Genomic DNA, 20,287 nt, shown 5'->3' with positions numbered 1-20,287 from the left:
AGTCGAGCTGCTAAAGGCTCTCCATGAATTCATTCGCGTTGACGACGGCCCTCGTGTGCTTCGCTGATGCAATTTCTTGGCCTTGTGAACGGGCTGCGCATTCGAAAAAATATTTATTTCCTCTATGTTCCGTCACTCTGACCGTCACTGTTATCTCTGCATTGACTTGAGAGGCTTTTTTATGATGCAGATCACAGTGTATCCCTACTGTGGTATCCCCTTCTGCGAGGTGCTCCTTCACGATCCCCATACAAGCATTTTCGATCATGGCCAATAATGCCGGTGTAGCCAAAACAGGCAACGTACCCGAACCGACTTCAATCGCTAAATCTTTTTCCCCGACGGTATAGTCAACTTCGAATGTCTCATCCAAATAAATCATCCTTCTTTTTGTAATGAAGTCCCTTAGTGCGAATGGGGTATTCTCCAGTCTATTGGCCAAGACCAGCGTTTTCAATTCTTCGAATATTTCACCGACGAAAGGACCGCCACGTTGGATACCCAATAATGAAAGCAACTCTTTTCCGTCCAGTGCCAAGTCTTTCAGCGTATGGATCGGCATGGAAACATTCAATTCGATCAGATTTTCACTTTGGTTCGGCAAGCCGAACCCCTCGATAATGGCTTCTATCTCTAGGGCGATTTCGATCCCTGTTTCGAACAGAAGTGGATAGTCCCAAAATTGTTGCAGCCGTTTTTTCAATGCCTGCACACCAACACGAATGTCCATGATTTCCTTACGGGAACACTTCCATTGGCGTAAAAAGGGCTCGATCGCTTCATCCTTGAGATCAAGAAAATGGATCAATACAGTCCAAGCAATCGTTGTACCTTTGAATTGCAGCGGAAACAAGGCCAGGTCGATCAATGCTTTTTCCCTATTTTGTAAGCCCGGACACATCTGGAATAGACGCGTTTCCACAAAAAACTTGATCCCACCTTTGCGGTTCCTTCCGATCAGGAGTTTGTTCCACTCTTCACGCACACGCTCCACCGCGATTTTTGAAAGCAGCGGGTGGTACTCGACAATGGCTTCCTTCGTCGCCTGTTCGATTTCAAAATCCAACTGGCTGACAAATCTGGCTGCGCGCATCATGCGCAAGGCATCCTCTCTAAAGCGTTCTTCCGGATTGCCGACTGCCCTGATTAATTTGTTGGCCAAGTCCTCCTGCCCACTGAAGAAGTCTTTAATATTTCCGTGCCGATCGATCGCTATGGCATTGATCGTAAAGTCGCGCCTTTTCAAGTCGTCCTGCAGGCTGCGCACATACTCGACTTTTTCCGGTCTGCGGAATTTTTCATACTTCGATTCTGTCCGGAAAGTTGTTATTTCGTAAGTCTCCCGCTCATGTAAAACCATCACCGTTCCATGTTGGATGCCTACATCAAAAGTGATCGGAAAAATACGCTGAATTTCTTCAGGCATTGCGCTTGAGGCGATGTCGACATCCGAAATATCCAGGTGCAGCAGCGCGTCACGTACACTTCCTCCAACAAAGTAGGCTTCATATCCAGCCCGTTCAATGGCTTCAATGATCGGTATCGCTTTTTGAAATTCCGGTGCTTCTATGATCATAGGAAGTTTTCCAATCCGTAGATCAGGCGATCGATTTCCATTACTTTTCTGCAGGATAGTGCAACACCGTTCATGAAGGAGTCGCGGTCATAAGAATCATGGCGGATGATCAAACCTTCTCCGGCACTGCCGAATTGCACTTGCTGATGCGCTACTAAGCCCGGCAAACGGACGCTGTGGATTTTCATGCCATGGTAATCAGCCCCTCTTGCACCTTCAATCAATTCTTTTTCTTCTGGATGACCTTGTGGATGGTCGCCTCTCACTGCGTAGATCAACTCGGCTGTTTTGATGGCTGTGCCGCTTGGCGCATCCAATTTGTTCTCGTGATGCAATTCCATGATTTCCACATCCGGGAAATACTTTGCTGCTTTTGCTGCGAATTCCATCATCAAAACAGCGCCGATCGCAAAATTCGGGGCAATCAAGCCGCCCAGACCCACTTCTTTAGAGTAGTTGGTCAATTCTTCTAGTTGTTCCGTAGAAAAGCCGGTAGTACCGATTACGGGGCGCATACCGTTTTCAAGTGCGAAACGTGTGTTGTCATAGGCTGCATCCGGTCTGGAAAAGTCAATCCATACATCAGCTTCAACTTCCTTGACCAGGGTCGCTTTGTCCCGGAATACTTTCACAGGATTACCGGCATATTGCGGCAATTCATCCAGTTGCTTTTCTGTTGCGAAAGGATCATATACAGCCACCAAAGTAAAGTCCTCCTGGCGCAGGACCATATTTGTGCAGGCGGTCCCCATCTTGCCTTTAAATCCCGAAACTACAATTTTCATTCTACACGTTCCCTTCCGTTTAACGCTGCCGGCACGTTTATGCCAGGCCTTATCCGCGTTTTATCAGATCATATTTTTTTCTTCCAAGTCTTTCAATTCTTTCGTGAACTTCCTGAAGCTGTTTTCATCGTATTGGATCAGCGCGATATCGATCTGCTTTTTCAGATAATGGATGCGATCCTTCACCGCCAATTTTTCTAGGGACTTGTCTACGATTTCTTGCAGCTCCTTATCAAAAATTTCGGATTCTTGGAGGTATGGATTGTCCTCCAAAACCCCAAAAAATGAGAGCACCTGGTAAGACTGATCAAAGAACAACTCCAGATAAAAATCCTCTTTCCAATTCAAGCGCAAGTCATGGAATGCCTGTTCGGGATCTTCGAATGTCTTTCCGTCCTTATAGTACATGAAGGCCTCTTTCGGATTTCCGACTACCGCAAACCCCATTCCTCTGTTCGTTGTATGAACTTCCTCAATCAGATGGATATTCTTCAATAAGATCTCATGATTGAGCAGATAATTGAGTATCCAAAGAGACTCTCTGCGCTTCAATTGATAATTCTGAATAAACCAAGAAATAAAATTTTTTTTCTCCTCCAAAGTAGGATTCATCATTTTAAAACCTCCTATCCGATGGGTTGACGACTTATTGATCGAAATGATGCAGTTCATCATGGAGTTGAAGCAACTCCGTATTAGTAGGGTAAAGAGCCAAACCTTGGTGAATGACTTCACTCAACTTATCCCGATTTCCTTCTTCTCTCAGGAATGCTGCATACTCCAGCAAAAACACCTCATTATCAGCAAAATGCGGATAAGCCGCTGCATATTCTTTGTTTGCCGAAGCGTAGTCCTCCAAGGCATTGTGGCTCGCTGCAAGCAACCAATTGTATTGCGGATCGTTGTCTTCCTGTTCTGCACGGTCAGCAATATACGTTATCAATTCTTCGAACCTTTCTTGCTTCAGCAACAAGTTGCAAAATGCCAAATGGATACTGGAAAGATCCGGCTCAAGCGCTGCCGCTTCCAGCAAATTACGTTCCGCATCTTGCTCCCTGTTCAATTTCAATTGCAGCTTGGCCGCTGTCGTGAAAAATTCATGCTGATAAGGGTTCATCCTGATGGCTTGTTCCATTACAGCAAGCGCTTCTTCCAACTCCAATTCGGCCACAAGCGCATTTGCCAAGTACAAATACGCACTCAGGTAAGCATTATCCGTTTCGAGCAATTTATTAAAAATACTGATGGCACGCGCGTATTCCTTGAGTTGGAAGTAAGTGAAGCCGAGTTGGAAATAACTGTCCGGAAAATGTTCATTAGCCGGTATTCGCTCCAGGTACTGGAGGGCCGTTTCGAATTCGCCGATAGCATTGTGACAATCGCCCAGGAAAAAATGCAGCTGCGTTGCGGATGCGATTTCCCCGTTCCCGAATGCAAGCTCCTCATAAATCGGAATCGCCTTCTTGTACTCTCCGATTGAGTGGTAAAGCTGTGCCAGTGCATAATCCAATATCGGTTCATCCGGCAACAGCGCCATCGCTTCAAATATTTTCTTTTCGCTGACTTCATACAGCCCCTGTACTTGGTAAGCATCAGCCATCGTCAACAAAGCCTGTGGGTACACGTCACTTTCTTTATCGATCGTGAGCAGAATATCCAAAGCTTGGTCGTATTCATCCTCATCGATGGCGATCTCAGCTAAAGCGATATTCCACTCTTGTATTTGCGGTGCTAGGTAATTCAATGCGCCATATGCCTCTTTTGCTTCACTCAAGAAGCCCAAGGCGTGCATCGTTTCTGCCAATTCGGCCAAATCAGCGCTGTTGTTCTCCAGGACGGATTGTTCAACTGATTGTTTGAACAGTTGGACAGCCGCCTCCAATTCATTCTGTTGAATGGCTTCTATCATTGCCTGTGCTTCTTTATTCATTCGTCAACTGCTCCTTCAATACGCTCTTCTTGCTAGTGCTCTTCTTTTACATTTTATCATAAAGTTCGACATCTGTATCTATTTGTTCCTCAGGCCTTTGTCTGTCCAGCACAGCGAATACCTTGCCCAGATTACTCTCATCATTTTCCGCCAAAAAAAATAAAGCTGAGGCCCCATAAGGCCCCAACTTCATTTTTACGGATTATTTAACTGCATCTTTCAATGCTTTACCTGGTTTGAATGCAGGAATTTTGCTTGCTTCGATTTGGATTTCTTCCCCAGTTTGAGGATTACGTCCTTTACGAGCTGCACGATCACGAACTTCAAAATTACCAAAACCGATAACTTGAACTTTTTCACCATCTTTTAATGCTTCCTGAATCACTTCAAATAATGCATCAACGCTTGCTGTAACATCCTTTTTAGTCAAGTTTGTTTTTCCAGCAACTCTTTCGATTAATTCAGCTTTGTTTGCCATGTTGTCCTTTCACCTCCTTTGAAGAAGAAGAATTCATGCTTTCTTTGATAACACAACAAAACATGGGAAAACTATTTTTGAGTGGTCCAAAAATAGTTCTGAAATACCGCAGTCAAATTGAAAAGATATTTCTAATAAAGAATAGCACACAAACCGTGCTACTGCAACGATTATAGTGGATTTAATGCCTTTGTGACGGTAATTTATTTTTTTTGTCTGGCTATCAAGTGAAATGGTGTTCCTTCAAAATCGAACGAATCACGGATTCTGTTCTCAAGGAAACGCTCATATGAGAAGTGCAGTAATTCTGGATCGTTGACAAAAACAACAAATGTCGGCGGTTTTACAGCTACCTGCGTCATATAGTAAATTTTCAGACGACGACCTTTGTCAGTCGGCGTTGGATTGTGTGCGACGGCATCCATCAGGACATCATTCAATAAGGATGAAGATATACGGCGGTTCTGATTTTCGCTGATTTCCTTGATTTTAGCAGGGATAGTAGACAATCTTTGTTTCGTCACCGCGGAAACATACATGATCGGCGCATAAGAGAGGTACTGGAATTCCTTGCGGATTTTTTCCTCGAACTCCTTCATTGTATGATTATCTTTTTCTAAAGTGTCCCATTTGTTAACCAGTATGATGATTCCTTTGCCTGCTTCATGTGCATACCCGGCAACTTTTTTGTCTTGTTCCTGGATACCCTCTTCCGCATTCAGTACGACCATGACGATGTCCGAACGCTCGATGGCACGGATTGCACGCATGACGCTGTATTTTTCTGTGGATTCATAGACTTTGCCTTTTTTCCGGATTCCGGCTGTATCGATCATCCGGAATTTCGTGCCTTCTTCATCGACGAACATCGTATCGATAGCGTCACGGGTTGTCCCGGCAATATTAGAAACGATTACGCGATCTTCCCCCAAAATGGCATTCACTAAAGATGATTTGCCGACATTCGGACGGCCGATGAAGCTGAAGTTGATGATGTCTTCTTCTTCCGCATTCTCGTCTTCAGATGGAAAATTCGCTACAACCGAATCAAGCAGATCTCCAAGACCTAAGCCATGGCTTCCTGAAACAGGATAGGGTTCGCCCAATCCCAAACTGTAAAAATCGAATATCTCGGCGCGCATTTCCGGATTGTCCACTTTATTTACCGCCAATATGACAGGTTTATCGGATTGGTAAAGGATTCTTGCGACGTTTTCATCTGCATCCGTCACACCTTCTCTGACGCTTGTCAAAAAGATGATGACATCCGCTTCCTCAATTGCTACTTGCGCTTGCAATTTGATTTGGCTCATAAAAGGTTCATCGGTGATATCGATTCCACCCGTATCGATGATGTTGAATGTCTTTCCAAGCCACTCTCCTTTTGCATAAATTCTGTCGCGCGTAACACCAGAGACATCATCTACTATGGATATTCTCTCTCCTGCCAGTCTGTTGAATATTGTTGATTTTCCTACGTTTGGTCTGCCTACTATGGCTACTACTGGATTTGGCATCTAACCTCCGCCTTTCTTTTCCTCTACATCACAAAACTTTTTGGGTATTTGCTCACTGTATCTGGTCTTATCAATGTTTTCGTCCATGTCATTTATAACATACATCCATCAATAATAACAACAAAAAAAGGGCATGGATGGAATTCCATGCCCTCACATGTTCACTTTCCTTGCTGATTAGGCTTCAGAATCGTCTTTCAAACCCGAAAGTTTATCGCCTAATAAATCTGCTAATGTGAAGTTTCCGTCTGAATCATCAGCCACGTATTCTTCAACTTTTTTATCTTTTTTGTCTTTTCTTTCATCATCTGCTGGTGATTCATTAGCAGCTTTTTCTTCCAAAGCTTTGATGCTTAGAGACAGACGTTGCTCGTCTTCTTTTGCATCCAGTACTTTAACTTGAATTTCTTGGCCTTCTTGAAGCACTTCATGTGGAGTCGCAATGTGTTGGTGTGAAATTTGGGAAATATGCACCAAACCTTCAACGCCCGGGAAAACTTCCACAAATGCCCCAAAGCTTGTCAAGCGTTTGACAACACCAGTCAATACAGCACCGATCGGAGCTTTTTCAGCTATAGCATCCCAAGGACCAGCTAACGTGTCTTTGATGCTTAACGATACACGGCCATTTTCTTTGTCGATTGATAAGATTTTGACTTTGACCGATTGTCCGATCGACAAAACATCTCCAGGATTCTTCACGTGCTCGTGAGCAATTTGAGAGATGTGGACCAAACCATCCACGCCACCAAGATCAACGAATGCACCAAAGTTAGTCAGACGAGCGACTGTCCCTTCGACAATGTCTCCGGCTACCAATTCATCCATCAATTTACCTTTATTGGCTTCTTTTTCGGTTTCTACAACCGCTTTATGCGATAAAATCAAACGGTTTTCACTAGGTTCAAGTTCAACAATTTTGAATGTCATTACTTTACCTTTATATGAACTGAAATCTTCAACAAAATGATCTTCAACCATTGACGCCGGAACAAAACCTCTCACGCCGACATCAACAACCAATCCGCCCTTAACGACGTCTTTGACTGGCGCTTCGATGATTTCGTTGTTTTCAAATTTATCTTGGATATCTTTCCAAACGATTTTAGCATCAATGCGACGCTTCGAAAGCAAGAAGCTTCCGTTTTCTTTGTCTTTGATTTGTTTGATGACAACCAGGTCCACAACGTCACCTACGTTTAGGATTTCTGTAACTTCATCGAATGGTTTTGCAGATAATTCGTTGTAAGGAATAACTCCTTCAACTCCGCCCCCGATGATTCCTACGATGGCTTGTCTATCTTGGATGCTTAAAACTTCTCCCTTGACAGTATCACCCACTTCAATGGATAATGCTTCATCCAACACATCTTGCATAGTCTGTTCAACGTTGTTGGACTCTTCTTCATTTAACTCTGGGTTTTCAATGTAATCTGACATGTAACTATTCCTCCTAAAAGTCTGCGGCAACCGATTGGCTAGGTTCCATAACTCCCTCGCCTTCCGGCTAAGGAACTAATCCTTGACTCCATATTTTTGAAAGCGTAATACTGCATATAATCATTCTAACATTTTTGCTTAAAATCGTCTAGTATTGTTAATCCAATGTTTGTAAGGGGTTGAGACTAACTTCGATAATGCCGAGAATCTGCTTAACGACTTCGTCGATTTCCAACTGTGTAGAGTCCAGAACGATGGCATCCTCCGCCTTTTTCAATGGTGAAACCGACCTTGTGCTGTCCAAATGATCGCGTCGTTTCATGTCTTCCGTCAGTTCTTCCAAGGAAGTGGTCATACCCTTCGCTATGTTTTCTTTATAGCGTCGCAGCGCTCTTTCCTCTGCAGTTGCTGTCATGAAAATCTTGACTTCCGCATCAGGCAATACGACGGTACCTATATCCCTGCCATCCATTACGACCCCGCCGGAGCGTGCGATACTCTTTTGGCGAGCAACCATCTCTTCACGCACTTTCGCAAACGAGGAAACCAAGGAGACGTTTTGGGTCACTTCCTCCGATCTGATCGAATCGGTCACGTCCTCATCATTCAAAAACACGCGTTGCATTTCGTTTTCGGCAGTCGAAAAGGTTATCCTGATCCCTTTCAACAACTTATGCAATGCCTCTTCATCCTGGAGATCGACTTCGTTGGATAAAGCCGCATAAGTCAACGTTCGATACATCGCACCTGTGTCCAGATAGATGTATCCCAACTGTTCCGCAACTTTCTTCGCGATGGTGCTTTTTCCGGCGGATGCGGGACCATCTATGGCAATATTCATTTTTTTCACATTAAACCTCCGACTTTGTTCTATCTGATTTCATTGAAAAAGCCGCCTTATCAGACGGCTTCCATTATTTAACGTTCAATACCATACCGATTTGTGCTTCTGTGCTGCTCAAACCGTTAGCCTGCATCAACTCATCCAATGTCATCCCATGGTTCACAGCAATCCGATAAAGGTTATCACCTGCTTTTATGGTGTAGGAATTATTGTATGCTCCGTTTGTTGTTGCGGGTTCTTCGACTGTTTCAGCAGGCGTTTCGACCACTGGGGGTGCAGTGCTGGAACTTGGCGTTTCCACAATCGTTGGTTCCGGTTCTGCTTCGCTTTCAGCGACTTCACTGGATGCTTCGGGCTCTTCAGAAGATACTTCTTCGCTGCTCTCGACACTGGAACTGGCCACTCTTTTGTTGATCATCACTTGTTCAGCACTCTTGGGTACGGGAGTATTTTGATTCTGTTTATTATAATAGATGGTTGCAAAAGGAATAATCAGAATAGCCAAAAAGAGAAACAGCAATACTTTTAATAGAGGTGCTACTTCTTTATTTTTTGTATTTCTGGCCGAACGCGAATACTGCCGGCTCTTCAGATTTTCATCTTCGCCGAATTTACGTGACCAAGGCTCTCCATTATTGCGATTGCGATTCTTTTTATCCATTCGGGTTCCTCCTATAAGTGATTCATGCTAATTGTAGCACATTTCCGCAATTTTGGGGTTAAATTTTATAAAAGAAAAAGGTCAGAAAGGATTTTTTCCCAGTGTGGGACTGCCTTCGTTGGAAACGCATTCCCAAACCTTATTGTACCCACTAAATGCGGTTCCTCTATGCCACAGTTGTCACAGCAGTGGCTAGGTTCGACCAGACTGCTTTTCCCGAAATAAGCGGAGATGTACGCACGTCTGCAATTATCGGTTTCGGCGAACCCCTTCATACGCTTCAACAAATTTTGCTTTAATTCTCGCCGGGCCGCTATAAATTGCTTCGCTTCCTCCTTCGTGAGCTGCTGACGCAAGATGTGCTGCAGCAACGTTTGTTCAGTCGGACTCCCATAGTCGGGATTAATTGCTTTATTTTTGATTGCACTCTCAATCGTAAAATCGTTAGGAAAATCACCTTGCAACATCTTCACTTTGAAGTTGTAGTCCGTTTCCGAATACAACAGGACAGCCGTACTCTGTTGGCCGTCGCGCCCTGCTCTGCCTATCTCCTGCACATATTCTTCCAGCGAATTCGGCATATGGTAATGGATCACATAGCGGATGTTCGCCTTATTGATCCCCATTCCGAATGCGCTGGTGGCGCAGATGACGTCCAACTCATCCCGAAGGAATTGATGCTGGATGGTGATCCTGTCTTCATTTGTCCGATCTGCATGATAGGCTTCTACGCGCAAACTTGTTTTTTTTCGGATCATGAAAGCTACCGCATCAGCTTGTGCCTTACTGGAGAAGTAAACAATGCCTGGAGATGGGTATTTCTTCAAAAGCTCAAGGAGATGTTCATTTTTCTCTTCTGGAGGCACTGCAGCGACCTTATAATAAATATTGGCACGGTCTACCGGCCCTTCAAATACGTTCAAAGCGTTCCCATCGATATGCAAAGATCCGATGATGTCACCCATAACGGCTGAAGTCGCTGTAGCGGTGAGCGCCAACGTCAATGGATTGCCCAAGGCTTGTCTTGCCGCTCCAAGAAAAAGATAATCGGAACGGAAATCCAATCCCCATTGGGAAATACAGTGCGCCTCATCGACCACAAACAAAGCAAGCGGAATCTGTTTGAGTTGGTTCATTACGAATTGGTTTTGAAGCATCTCCGGAGAAAGAAACAAAAACTTGATTTGATCCAGGTTGCTCAGTAGTTGTTGCCTTTCTTCGAACTGCAGCATGCTGTTTAATGAGGCCGTCCTTTTTTCACCCATGAATTTCAGTTGGGCGACCTGGTCTTCCATCAAGGACAACAGTGGCGAAACGATAACGACCATTCCATCCAAAAGATAGCCACTCAGCTGGTATATCAACGATTTTCCTGTTCCCGTCGGCAATGTGGCCAACGTATGTTTGCCGGCCAAAACTGATAGAATGGGATCCAACTGGCCCTCTTTGAATGCCGGGTAGCCAAAGTATTTCTGTAGTTCTGATTTCAATTGTGCTTCATCCATGTTTAGCCGCAACCTCACTTCTTATTTGTATCAGCCTGGACTCGAAAAAGGTGATTTCGGGAAATACTCTTTGGATTTCCCGGTAATCGACTCGTACCTTTTGTTCCACGAGTTGCTGCAGATACTGCATTTTCTCCTTATCCAAAAATCTTTGTGTAGGGAATTCTGGATAGATCAGGGCGATTTCGGCAAAGTGATCTTGGATCGTGCTCTGTTTCAAGCCCCGCATCGAAATGATTTCCGCCATCCCATGCCCGTGCATGAAATATCCCATAGTCGTTTCGGCGCTGGCGGAAGCCAAGCCGTTTTCCTTTATCGTCATCAGCATGACCGAAGCAAGGACAGGAAAATTTTCCGGTTCTTTTTCCAAAGTGTCGTACAATCTCAGCCAATTTTGGTGCAGCAGTATTTTAACTTCGGCTTCCTCGAACGACAACAGTCCAGCCATTTGACCGGTCGTTTTCCTCAAGTGGTCTGCACCTTCAAATTGCAGCACAAAGAGCCCGGCATCCCTTTCGGGCAGCCGCGACAAATAGCTACGCCATTCTTCTCCATAAGCGCGTGCAAATGCGGATTTATCTCCTGCATGCTGCGTCAACAAACGCTTCATCCAAAGCTGCTCCTTCGCTTCCCTCTCAATGGGATAATAGTGTTTATTTTTGTGCAGCATTTCGGAAAGGACTTGGATCAGAAACAGCATCCGTCGGCGTAAAACGCCTTGTACGAGGGCAAATTCCAGTTGGCTTCCCAAAGAAAAATGTGCGTGCCGGCTGAAAAAATCAGCTTTCTTCGCACCGCCTGCTTCGCTGAGCAGAAAGCCCTCGCCCTCGTTGCCGCTGATCAGTCCATCCGAAACCAAACGCTCGAGACCCTTTTTCAAGGCTGTCGGTTTCATGCCCGGCATGACAGTGAAATAGGCTTCCAGATCATATTGGCGGCACTGGAGCATGGTGGACACGGTCCGTTTGCCTATCAGGGTATAGAAAAGAGTCGCTTCCTTGATGGAGCGCTCGGTTGAAATGCAATCCAAAAAAAGATACTCTATGTATGTCAAATCTTTCATATTCTCACCACCAAATTTTTGTAAAGAAGGTTACTGTATGTATTATACCAAAGTAAATCAGGATAACTGCATCGCTTGTGGACTTTGCCAAATAATTTCACCGGATCTCTTCGACTACACTTCCGAAGGGATAGCTTTCACGAAAATGGATTCAAATGCGGGGAATGCTCCGATACCTGCTGAACGCTTCGAAGCGTTTCTGGATGCCTATCGCAAATGCCCAACCGGTGCCATCTTGCGTTCAGAATCACCTTTCCCTCCAACAGAGCAGTGATTCTGAACTCTCTTTGTTGCAGGGACAATCCAAAAGAGGCTGCACCCGGAATCATCACTGATTCGGATGCAGCCTCTTTTTCTTGGAAAAGCAAAATCATAAACCGCAGATTCTTACTGGGCAAACGGAACTTTATTATGCGCCAACCAAGGTTTCAACTTCGGCATCACCAAAAGGATGACCGCACTTACGACAAGTCCTTTGATGATATTGAACGGCAAAATACCAGCCAATACTAATTCTTTGACGGATCCCATCTCAAAGTTCAAAAGATACATATATAAAGGAGTGATGATGAACCAATTGGCTATTGATAAGACAACCGTCAACACCAAGGTGCCTGTCAACAGCGCCATAATAACGGCTGTTTTTGTTTTAGCTTTATTCAATAGGTAGTAGACAGGCAAAGTGTAAGAGAGCGTCGCCAACAGACTTGCGAAGTCTCCGATTGGATAGCCCATGTCCCCGCCTGTTTGAAGGTAGTGCAAAATAGATCGGATGACAGCGGAGATGATTCCGCCGGCTGGACCGTAAAGGAAAAATGAAAGCAGAATCGGTAAGTCGCTGAAGTCGATCTTCAGATACGAAAATGCTGGAATTACCGGAAAAGCGATGAACATCAGCACAAATGCCAATGCCCCAAATAGTGAAATACCGACCAATCTTTTTGTTTTGTTTTGTTGCATGTTAATGAATCCTCCCTGTTGACTGTCTCAGAGATGGGTTTCTCCAAATAGAAAAGACCCTATTCTTATCATCCTCAAATGGACACATAAAAATAGAGCCTTTGAAATTGCAATTCAAAGAAACCCCATCTTCTCCCATCCAGACTGTACTGTCGGTACTGGAATTACACCAGATCAGCCCGCAATGTAACACTGCGAGGTCGTGGACTTTTACCACCGGTCGGGAATTTCACCCTGCCCTGAAGACGAATCATATTTATATTTGTTATACATAAACTATAAGCGATGCAAGAGCGCTTGTCAAGCACGTTATTACGGTTTCGAGATGTTTTTTTGAGAGTATTATCCGTTCACTCTTCTCAAACATTGTGGAATGGAAGCCGCACCAAGAAAGTCGTTCCTACACCGGGCTCACTGTGTACCTCAATTTCCCCATCATGCACTTCCACGATTGTTTTCACGATTGAAAGACCGATGCCAGTCCCTTTTTGCTTCGAATATGTCCGAGATTTATCATTTTTGTAAAATCGCTCGAAAATGAACGGCAAACTTTCCACTTGGATACCGATCCCGTTATCGCTGATTTCAAAGACAACCTTATCCAACATGTCCTCCAAACGGACAGTGATATGGATGAATTTTTGCCTACGCGTGCCGATTTCGGCCGAATAACGTACCGCATTGTCGATCAGATTGTAAAATACTTGATTCATTTTCTCTTCGTCGAAAGCATAAGTTTTGATGCCATCTGCAAGCTCATAAGTGAATTGGATAGCGGCTTCTTTAAAACTGTTCTCGAACCTACTTGCCAAATGATCGAAGAAATCCGCGAGATCGACATTCTGCCTGTTCAGATCAACATAACCCGCTTGCATACGTGAAAGATCCAGAAGATTGTTCACCATCTTGTTCATTTCGGTCGTTTCATCCAAAATGATTTGAGCCATTTCTATCTTTTCGTCATTGCTTTCAGCGATGTTGTCGATAATGGCTTCGCTGTAGCCTTTGATCATCTGCAAAGGTGTCCGCAAGTCGTGGGATACATTCGTGATGAAATCTCCGCGGATAATATCCAATTGCCTTTCGTTCGTCACATCCTGCAGCACGATCAGCACCCCAGTGATTTTTTTCAGATCCGCTTGGATGACCGGTGTCACCTTGACATTATAATGCCGCTGTGACCAACTGAGATCCGCTTCCGATCCGGATGTTGTTTTGAAAGCGTACTGTACCATTTCTTTGAACTGATGCGGCATCACTTTAGCCGCGGCATCCGGGTCAACTCTACGCCAAAAATCCAAAAAATCTTGCCCTGGTCCGTTAACTAGTTTCAATTGGAAATTCTGGTCAAAGTAGAGGATTCCAGAAGGCAACGAATCAAACAGATGATTCAACAGTTCGCGTTCTTCCCTGTTCATCAGCATCGTAGCCTGAAGGGTCTTTCCCAACTTGTTCATGGCAGTTCCTAAACCAGAAATCTCGTCATAAGATTCGAACGTAATCCGCTTAGAAAAATCATTCCGTGAGTATTTGAAGGCGATATCCGTCATAATCCCCAACGGCTCAGCAACATTCCGGATCAGGTGCTGATAATAGATGATTGTCCCCATCAAATATACAGTCAACAGCAGCAGCGTGATACTTTTTGCGTTCAGTTGGTACGTCTGAAATTCATCTAAGTCGTAACCGATGACGAGCATTCCGGACTGTCCCTGCAGCTCAAATTTATGAACAAAAACCATCAGAAGTAAAGGATTGTTTTCCTCGTCTTTGATGGTGATTCTACTGAAATCATCTACGTTACTGTCGATTGCATCCAGAATTTGATCATTCATTAAAATATTCTCCAGAAGCAATTCGGACTGCCCTTGCAGTTCCGGGTTTTGTATGACGAAACGGCTCTGATCTGCTATTTTGATGTAATAGGACAATTCAGGATCAAACGATTGCGCAGCATTGGCTTGCGTGAGATAACCTTCAGGATCGGACATGATCGCGTCCTTAAGTGCGGTGACCTTTTCCTGCAGTAGTTTATTATAGGTATCTTCGATTGAGTTCACACTGATGATTGCGTGGCCGATATACATCAAAGTCATGATGGTTACAGTCAAAAAAGTCAAAAGGACCCATGATTTGAGGAATATACTCGTCCTTCTCATTGTGCATCGTTTGCCGCATGGTCATCATTCGGAGAGAATTTATAACCCATCCCCCAAACGGTGACTATCATTTTCGAAACAGGTTTGGATTGCTTCAACAGTTTCTCGCGCAACCGCTTGACGTGCGTATCCACCGTACGTAGATCGCCGAAAAATTCGTATTTCCAGACTTCTTTCAAAAGAACTTCCCTCGTAAAAATTTTTTCCGGGGACTTTGAAAGATAAACCAGCAACTCAAATTCTTTTGGAGTCAAATTGATGGCCACATCGTCTACCAAAACTTTTCTGGCATCTGGAAAAATCTTCAGCATTGGGTATTCGATTGTGCTCGATTCCGATTCTGAAGGCTTGGTCCGCTTCAAGATGGCTGCGACACGCAGCATGACTTCCCTTGGGCTGAACGGCTTCACAATGTAATCATCTGCTCCGGACAAGAAACCTTCTACGCGATTATTTTCTTCTCCGCGGGCAGTGATCATCATGATCGGTATTTCTTTTTCTTTGCGGACTATTTTGGCTACTTCAATGCCAGTCATCCCAGGAAGCATGATATCCAACAATACCAAATCGTAATGGTTGTTCAAGATCATTTCAACCGCAGTTGTGCCATCCTCTGCTTCGGCTGTTTCGTAGCCATCCTTTTCCAGATAGAGTTTCAGCAGTCTTCGGATGCGCTCTTCGTCATCCACAATCAATATTTTCCCGCTGGAATTTGTCATCGTGATCATCCTCCCCCGTTGTATAAGAAAACTACCTTTTTGATGCCTTTTCGTTCGCAAGAGCCATATTCTTAAGCTTCTCTATTTCGAACGCCTTCAGCTCTCTGTGTTGCCCAGGTTTAAGATCACCGAGGGTAAGGAATCCAAATGACTCCCTTTTCAGCTTTTCGACAGGGCAACCGATTTTTTCAAACATTTTTTTCACTTGATGATTCCAACCCTCATGAATAGTCAATTCAACGATTGCTGTATTTTTTTGGGAATTAGCCGAAATCAACTTAGCTCTCGCTTTAGATGTTTTTTTCCCGTCGATCAGTACCCCGTTCTCCAATTTGTTCAGATCAGAGCGAGTAGGGATAGAACCGACTTTAGCGACGTAAGTTTTGTCGATGTGGTATTTCGGATGAGTCAACAGGTTCGCAAACTCACCGTCATTGGTCAAAAGAAGCAGTCCAGTTGTATCATAGTCCAATCTTCCGATGGGATAAATCCGCTCCTTAACATCGAAGAAATCGGTAACAACTGTCCGATCTTTATCATCTTTCACGGATGAGAGAGTATTCTTGGGTTTGTAGAACAAGTAGTAAACAGGCTGCTCTCGATAGATCGGCATGCCGTTCACTTCGACCCTGTCGTTTTTTGAAACTTTGACCCCTAATTCTGTCACTTTGTTCCCGTTTACGCTGACTGCACCAGAAGTGATCAGTTCTTCGGCTTTTCGTCTTGATGCTATTCCTGCATGAGCAATAACTTTTTGTAATCTTTCCATTTATTCACCTATTATTCTTATTTGTTTTTGTCGGTCATTCTTGTTCCGGTATGACGGAATCTGCTTTGAAAAAAGCAAGTTGGCTATCTTGATTTTCATCAATAGGAAAATCAAAAAGATCGAAAGATTCATTATCCTGCATTTGGAATAATTCATCCACATTCGGCAGATCATCAATTGTGGTCAGTCCGAAATAATTCATGAAATAGTCCGTCGTTCCGTAAATGATCGGTCTTCCCGGTGTTTCGGAACGTCCGATTTCCTTTATCAACCCTCTCAGCAACAACCTTTGGACCAGTCCTGCTGACTGCACGCCGCGGATCTGATCGATTTCCATCCGCGTCAAGGGTTGCTTGTAAGCGATGATTGCCAGCGTCTCCAGGGCAGCTTGCGATAAGTGGGTCGCGAATGGCGAAACAGCGTACATTTTGATGAGTTCTGCATACTCTCTTTTTGTGGCGAGTTGGTATCTTTTGCGGGTTTCGATGAGCGTCAAACCGGAATGGATGTTGTCGTTATGACTCGCCCGCATTTCGGTCAACAGATTTTGCGCTTCCAATGGGGTGGTCTCCAATAAAGAGGTGATCTCATCCATACTCAAGCCATCATCCCCTGCCACAAACAGCAGACTCTCCAGTGCCCCTTTTTTATTCATTTGCTAAAACTCCCATATTACGTAATATATAAATGTCTCCATAGGTGCTTTCCTGCGAAAAATTGATTTTTCTTTCTTTGACCAATTCCAGCATCGCCAAAAATGTATTCACGATCTGCGATTTGGTCTGCACTTCAAAGAAATCCGTAAAGGGCAGCCTCTGGTCAGAATCATGCGGCAGGTTCTCCAACTTCTCCATGATCCAAGTCATCGTCTGATCCACCGTATATTGTTCCTGTTCCATTCTGGCCTGTAGCGGCTTCTTTTTTTGCAATTTCTGATACATTTTCTGAAGCGCAGCGATAAGGTCTGCAGCAGAAACTTCTCCAGGGGCAAGCGGAATCGCTTGTTGAAGCTCCTCCAGATCCGTTGCGGGCTTCGTGAAATATAAGCCGCGCTCCTCTTCCATCGTTTTAAGCGCTTTGGCGGCTTCCTGAAATTGCTTGTATTCCACCAATTGTTGGATCAGGCTTTCCCTCGGATCTTCACCTTCTTCATAAAATTCCTCTTCGAAAGTCACTTCTTTTTTCGGAAGCAACATACGGCTTTTAATTTCCAACAATGTCGCAGCCATCAACAAATAATCGCCGGCGATATCTAATTTCATCTCCTGCATCGTGTCTAAGTAACGCAAATATTGAAAAGTCACTTCCGTAATCGGAATATCAAAAATATCAACTTTGAGCTCTTTGATTAAGTGCAGCAGGAGATCCAATGGTCCCTCAAAATCCGGCAATATGAGGGTGAGTTCATTTTGTTCGCTCACAATGATCCACTCGATTCCTCATCACTTCGGTTCAGTTGTTTCTGGTTCCACTTGGCGATGAACTGCGCGGTTTCCAGCGTGCCATTGATTGTGCTTGTAGGGTAGTGTTGTTGCAGTCCATCCAACAGCCGATGAACAATCCCTTCATTACGAAAAGAAGGGGAGACAGCAATATGACGGACGAGCACCATTGCCTCGCTTATTTCCACACCTATCAGAGCAACAATATTATCAGTCACTTCATCTTTCCACAAGAAGAGCTTCCTATCAACATTTTCGATGTAGCTTTCCATTTCTGGCTTCAGCCTCGCTACATTTTTTAGATCTGTTACATAAGAAAGCAGTCCCATAGCTATTTTTTCATATGATTGATTATAAGAAATGAACACTTCGATCTCCTTCTCACTTTGTATTTACCCGTTTGTTACAGAGCAGTCAATGTATTCTTCAATAATGTTTTGAATGTTTCTTTGACCCGGGTGGTCGTTTCGACGACTTCTTCATGATTCAGGGTTGCTTGCATGCCTGAAGCTAAATTAGTTATACAGGAAATACCGAAAATGCGCAAACCTGCATGACGAGCCACAATGGCTTCCGGCACGGTGGACATACCGACAGCGTCTGCCCCGAGTACACGGCACATCCGGATTTCTGCTGGCGTTTCATAAGTCGGACCTGTCAGTCCGAGGTAAACACCTTCCTTCAAATCCAATCCCATCTGCGAAGCGACTTGTTTTATTTTCGCTTGATATTCGGCATCATAAGCTTGGCTCATGTCTGTAAAACGCGGTCCTTGCTCGGGGTCATTCGGACCGATTAAGGGGTTTTGGCCCGTCAGGTTGATGTGATCCGTGATCAGCATCAGATCTCCTGGTGTAAAGGCATAACTGATGCCACCTGCGGCATTTGTCAACGCCAACGAGTGCACGCCAAGTTGCTTCATTACCCTGATCGGAAAAGTAACCGCTTCGAGCCCGTATCCCTCATAAAAATGGAAGCGCCCCTGCATCGCGACGACTTTTTTCCCGCTCAGATTTCCATAAACAAGTTGGCCTTTGTGCCCTTCAACTGTCGAAATCGGAAAATAAGGAATTTCTTCATAAGGAATCGCAATTGCATCTGTGATTTCTTCGGCCAACTCACCTAAGCCCGAACCCAAAATTAAACCGAATTCAGGTTCTGATAAACCTCTTTCTTCTAAAAATTTGGCGGCTATTCGTATATTATTTTGATTATTTGTCATATCCATACACCTCACTAGTTCAATTCATCCAAAAAGCTACGGCCATTTTGAGTAGCGGCCACCTGAAAATTATCGGATACGGTCGCTCCGATATCCGCAAATTTGCCTTGATTCATCTTGCCGCGACCTGTCATTTTTTTCGAATAAGCCAACAATGGAACATATTCGCGCGTATGGTCTGTCCCTGGGAATGTTGGATCATTACCATGGTCTGCGGTGATCAACAGCAAATCATCATCCGCTAAAGCAGTCAATATTTCAGGGATGCGCCCATCAAAGTCTTCGATTGCCTTAGCGTAACCATTCACGTCTCTGCGGTGTCCGAAGAGCGCATCAAAGTCGACAAGATTCAGGAAACTCAAACCCCGAAAATCTTTTTCCATGACTTTCAGCAACTGGTCCACGCCGTCCATATTACTTTTCGTACGGACATATTCCGTTATGCCTTGGCCATTGTAGATATCATTGATTTTGCCGATGGCAATGACATCATAACCCGATTCCTTCAAGTAATCCAGCGTTGTTTTCCCGAACGGATCCAAGGCGTAATCGTGTCGATTGCTTGTGCGGGTAAAATGTCCTGGAGTTCCGATATACGGTCTGGCGATGATCCTTCCGATCATGTAGGGATCCTCTAATGTAATCTCTCTGACATATTCGCAGATTGCATACAATTCCTCAAGCGGAATGATGTCTTCGTGGGCGGCAATCTGCAGCACCGGATCCGCTGATGTGTAGACGATCAGATCGCCGGTCTTCATTTGGTGCTCACCAAACTCATCCAGAATTTCGGTCCCGCTGGCCGGTTTGTTTCCGATAATTCTCCGGCCTGTGTGAGATTCGATTTTCTGGATTAATTCTTGTGGAAACCCTTCAGGAAAAACGCGGAATGGAGACTGGATGTTCAGTCCCATGATTTCCCAGTGGCCTGTCATGGTGTCTTTACCGACGGACTCCTCCTCGAGTTTTGTATAGTAGCCAAATGACGCACTGTCAGGCTTTACGCCGCTCAGTTCGCGTATGTTTCCCAATCCCAATGTTTCCAGATTAGGAATTTCCAGCCCAGCGACTGCTGCGATATGTCCAAGCGTATCCGATCCAACATCGCCGAACTTATCGGCATCCGGCGCTTCCCCTATGCCGACTGAATCCAAAACGATCAAATGGATGCGATTAAATTTCATGATTTTATTCCTCCCGGATCCTCAGCTTCCTGG

21 protein-coding genes and 1 riboswitch are annotated in these 20,287 nt (G+C 44.5%); of the genes, 1 reads left to right on the top strand and 20 read right to left on the bottom strand.

Annotated features, from left to right (window positions below; all coding sequences use genetic code 11):
- Window positions 1-10: 10 nt before the first annotated feature.
- The 11 genes from TES5_RS05240 to TES5_RS05190 form a co-directional block, all read right to left on the bottom strand.
- Window positions 11-1,576 (bottom strand): CCA tRNA nucleotidyltransferase, encoded by a 1,566-nt coding sequence (locus TES5_RS05240; protein ID WP_068560645.1) that lies wholly within the window; start codon window positions 1,574-1,576, stop codon window positions 11-13.
- Window positions 1,573-2,361, bottom strand: coding sequence for a 4-hydroxy-tetrahydrodipicolinate reductase (dapB, locus tag TES5_RS05235; protein ID WP_068560643.1), 789 nt, complete (start codon window positions 2,359-2,361; stop codon window positions 1,573-1,575). Before dapB ends, TES5_RS05240 begins: the two co-directional genes overlap by 4 nt.
- 63 nt (window positions 2,362-2,424) lie before the next feature.
- Complete coding sequence (locus TES5_RS05230; RefSeq protein ID WP_143148192.1) at window positions 2,425-2,976, bottom strand: YpiB family protein; 552 nt, start codon at window positions 2,974-2,976, stop codon at window positions 2,425-2,427.
- 31 nt (window positions 2,977-3,007) lie between these two features.
- The gene (locus TES5_RS05225; RefSeq protein WP_068560642.1) at window positions 3,008-4,291 is read right to left on the bottom strand and encodes a tetratricopeptide repeat protein; all 1,284 of its coding nucleotides are present in this window, start codon (window positions 4,289-4,291) and stop codon (window positions 3,008-3,010) included.
- A 202-nt stretch (window positions 4,292-4,493) separates the two neighbouring features.
- Window positions 4,494-4,769 carry an HU family DNA-binding protein gene (locus TES5_RS05220; RefSeq protein ID WP_068560639.1) on the bottom strand — a complete coding sequence of 92 codons (276 nt, stop codon included), beginning with the start codon at window positions 4,767-4,769 and terminating at the stop codon, window positions 4,494-4,496.
- A gap of 203 nt (window positions 4,770-4,972) precedes the next feature.
- Window positions 4,973-6,286, bottom strand: coding sequence for a ribosome biogenesis GTPase Der (der, locus tag TES5_RS05215; protein WP_068560637.1), 1,314 nt, complete (start codon window positions 6,284-6,286; stop codon window positions 4,973-4,975).
- A gap of 177 nt (window positions 6,287-6,463) precedes the next feature.
- Window positions 6,464-7,726, bottom strand: a complete 1,263-nt coding sequence (rpsA, locus tag TES5_RS05210) for a 30S ribosomal protein S1 (RefSeq protein ID WP_068560634.1) — start codon at window positions 7,724-7,726, stop codon at window positions 6,464-6,466.
- Window positions 7,727-7,883: 157 nt separating this feature from the next.
- The gene (gene cmk, locus TES5_RS05205) at window positions 7,884-8,567 is read right to left on the bottom strand and encodes a (d)CMP kinase (RefSeq protein WP_068560842.1); all 684 of its coding nucleotides are present in this window, start codon (window positions 8,565-8,567) and stop codon (window positions 7,884-7,886) included.
- A gap of 73 nt (window positions 8,568-8,640) precedes the next feature.
- Window positions 8,641-9,231 (bottom strand): LysM peptidoglycan-binding domain-containing protein, encoded by a 591-nt coding sequence (locus tag TES5_RS15770; protein ID WP_068560632.1) that lies wholly within the window; start codon window positions 9,229-9,231, stop codon window positions 8,641-8,643.
- A gap of 65 nt (window positions 9,232-9,296) precedes the next feature.
- Window positions 9,297-10,736 carry a RecQ family ATP-dependent DNA helicase gene (locus TES5_RS05195; RefSeq protein WP_068560631.1) on the bottom strand — a complete coding sequence of 480 codons (1,440 nt, stop codon included), beginning with the start codon at window positions 10,734-10,736 and terminating at the stop codon, window positions 9,297-9,299.
- Window positions 10,729-11,799 (bottom strand): YpbB family protein, encoded by a 1,071-nt coding sequence (locus TES5_RS05190; RefSeq protein WP_068560629.1) that lies wholly within the window; start codon window positions 11,797-11,799, stop codon window positions 10,729-10,731. The genes TES5_RS05195 and TES5_RS05190 overlap by 8 nt, the downstream gene beginning before the upstream one ends.
- Before the next feature lie 37 nt (window positions 11,800-11,836).
- Here TES5_RS05190 and TES5_RS05185 point away from each other — a divergent pair, with 37 nt between their 5' ends.
- On the top strand, window positions 11,837-12,073 hold the full coding sequence (locus TES5_RS05185) for a ferredoxin (protein WP_068560627.1): 237 nt from the start codon (window positions 11,837-11,839) through the stop codon (window positions 12,071-12,073).
- Between the two features lie 113 nt (window positions 12,074-12,186).
- Here TES5_RS05185 and TES5_RS05180 read toward each other — a convergent pair whose 3' ends face one another.
- The 9 genes from TES5_RS05180 to deoB form a co-directional block, all read right to left on the bottom strand.
- Window positions 12,187-12,759 (bottom strand): ECF transporter S component, encoded by a 573-nt coding sequence (locus TES5_RS05180; RefSeq protein WP_068560625.1) that lies wholly within the window; start codon window positions 12,757-12,759, stop codon window positions 12,187-12,189.
- A 123-nt stretch (window positions 12,760-12,882) separates the two neighbouring features.
- Window positions 12,883-13,010, bottom strand: a riboswitch (FMN riboswitch).
- A 108-nt stretch (window positions 13,011-13,118) separates the two neighbouring features.
- The gene (locus tag TES5_RS05175; protein ID WP_068560623.1) at window positions 13,119-14,879 is read right to left on the bottom strand and encodes a sensor histidine kinase; all 1,761 of its coding nucleotides are present in this window, start codon (window positions 14,877-14,879) and stop codon (window positions 13,119-13,121) included.
- Window positions 14,880-14,914: 35 nt separating this feature from the next.
- Window positions 14,915-15,637 (bottom strand): response regulator transcription factor, encoded by a 723-nt coding sequence (locus tag TES5_RS05170; protein ID WP_068560621.1) that lies wholly within the window; start codon window positions 15,635-15,637, stop codon window positions 14,915-14,917.
- Window positions 15,638-15,668: 31 nt separating this feature from the next.
- On the bottom strand, window positions 15,669-16,406 hold the full coding sequence (locus tag TES5_RS05165) for a pseudouridine synthase (RefSeq protein ID WP_068560620.1): 738 nt from the start codon (window positions 16,404-16,406) through the stop codon (window positions 15,669-15,671).
- Between the two features lie 34 nt (window positions 16,407-16,440).
- The gene (gene scpB, locus TES5_RS05160; protein WP_068560618.1) at window positions 16,441-17,061 is read right to left on the bottom strand and encodes an SMC-Scp complex subunit ScpB; all 621 of its coding nucleotides are present in this window, start codon (window positions 17,059-17,061) and stop codon (window positions 16,441-16,443) included.
- Window positions 17,054-17,827, bottom strand: a complete 774-nt coding sequence (locus TES5_RS05155) for a segregation/condensation protein A (protein ID WP_068560615.1) — start codon at window positions 17,825-17,827, stop codon at window positions 17,054-17,056. The genes scpB and TES5_RS05155 overlap by 8 nt, the downstream gene beginning before the upstream one ends.
- Window positions 17,824-18,216 (bottom strand): GNAT family N-acetyltransferase, encoded by a 393-nt coding sequence (locus TES5_RS05150; RefSeq protein ID WP_083546405.1) that lies wholly within the window; start codon window positions 18,214-18,216, stop codon window positions 17,824-17,826. Before TES5_RS05150 ends, TES5_RS05155 begins: the two co-directional genes overlap by 4 nt.
- A gap of 35 nt (window positions 18,217-18,251) precedes the next feature.
- Window positions 18,252-19,070 carry a purine-nucleoside phosphorylase gene (locus tag TES5_RS05145; protein WP_068560613.1) on the bottom strand — a complete coding sequence of 273 codons (819 nt, stop codon included), beginning with the start codon at window positions 19,068-19,070 and terminating at the stop codon, window positions 18,252-18,254.
- Window positions 19,071-19,084: 14 nt separating this feature from the next.
- Window positions 19,085-20,254 (bottom strand): phosphopentomutase, encoded by a 1,170-nt coding sequence (gene deoB, locus TES5_RS05140; RefSeq protein WP_068560611.1) that lies wholly within the window; start codon window positions 20,252-20,254, stop codon window positions 19,085-19,087.
- Between the last annotated feature and the right edge of the window lie 33 nt (window positions 20,255-20,287).

Origin of the sequence: Trichococcus sp. ES5, assembly GCF_900067165.1 — a bacterium.
GTDB classification, from domain to species: Bacteria; Bacillota; Bacilli; order Lactobacillales; family Aerococcaceae; genus Trichococcus; species Trichococcus flocculiformis.
The sequence above is the reverse complement of the archived record's forward strand: the minus strand, read 5'-3'. Positions and strand labels throughout refer to the sequence as shown.

Coding starts and splice junctions, on each gene's coding strand:
- TES5_RS05240 (WP_068560645.1), bottom strand. CDS start 1,576: ATGATCATAGAAGCACCGGAATTTCAAAAAGCGATACCGATCATTGAA.
- dapB (WP_068560643.1), bottom strand. CDS start 2,361: ATGAAAATTGTAGTTTCGGGATTTAAAGGCAAGATGGGGACCGCCTGC.
- TES5_RS05230 (WP_143148192.1), bottom strand. CDS start 2,976: ATGATGAATCCTACTTTGGAGGAGAAAAAAAATTTTATTTCTTGGTTT.
- TES5_RS05225 (WP_068560642.1), bottom strand. CDS start 4,291: ATGAATAAAGAAGCACAGGCAATGATAGAAGCCATTCAACAGAATGAA.
- TES5_RS05220 (WP_068560639.1), bottom strand. CDS start 4,769: ATGGCAAACAAAGCTGAATTAATCGAAAGAGTTGCTGGAAAAACAAAC.
- der (WP_068560637.1), bottom strand. CDS start 6,286: ATGCCAAATCCAGTAGTAGCCATAGTAGGCAGACCAAACGTAGGAAAA.
- rpsA (WP_068560634.1), bottom strand. CDS start 7,726: ATGTCAGATTACATTGAAAACCCAGAGTTAAATGAAGAAGAGTCCAAC.
- cmk (WP_068560842.1), bottom strand. CDS start 8,567: ATGAATATTGCCATAGATGGTCCCGCATCCGCCGGAAAAAGCACCATC.
- TES5_RS15770 (WP_068560632.1), bottom strand. CDS start 9,231: ATGGATAAAAAGAATCGCAATCGCAATAATGGAGAGCCTTGGTCACGT.
- TES5_RS05195 (WP_068560631.1), bottom strand. CDS start 10,736: ATGGATGAAGCACAATTGAAATCAGAACTACAGAAATACTTTGGCTAC.
- TES5_RS05190 (WP_068560629.1), bottom strand. CDS start 11,799: ATGAAAGATTTGACATACATAGAGTATCTTTTTTTGGATTGCATTTCA.
- TES5_RS05185 (WP_068560627.1), top strand. CDS start 11,837: ATGTATTATACCAAAGTAAATCAGGATAACTGCATCGCTTGTGGACTT.
- TES5_RS05180 (WP_068560625.1), bottom strand. CDS start 12,759: ATGCAACAAAACAAAACAAAAAGATTGGTCGGTATTTCACTATTTGGG.
- TES5_RS05170 (WP_068560621.1), bottom strand. CDS start 15,637: ATGACAAATTCCAGCGGGAAAATATTGATTGTGGATGACGAAGAGCGC.
- TES5_RS05165 (WP_068560620.1), bottom strand. CDS start 16,406: ATGGAAAGATTACAAAAAGTTATTGCTCATGCAGGAATAGCATCAAGA.
- scpB (WP_068560618.1), bottom strand. CDS start 17,061: ATGAATAAAAAAGGGGCACTGGAGAGTCTGCTGTTTGTGGCAGGGGAT.
- TES5_RS05145 (WP_068560613.1), bottom strand. CDS start 19,070: ATGACAAATAATCAAAATAATATACGAATAGCCGCCAAATTTTTAGAA.
- deoB (WP_068560611.1), bottom strand. CDS start 20,254: ATGAAATTTAATCGCATCCATTTGATCGTTTTGGATTCAGTCGGCATA.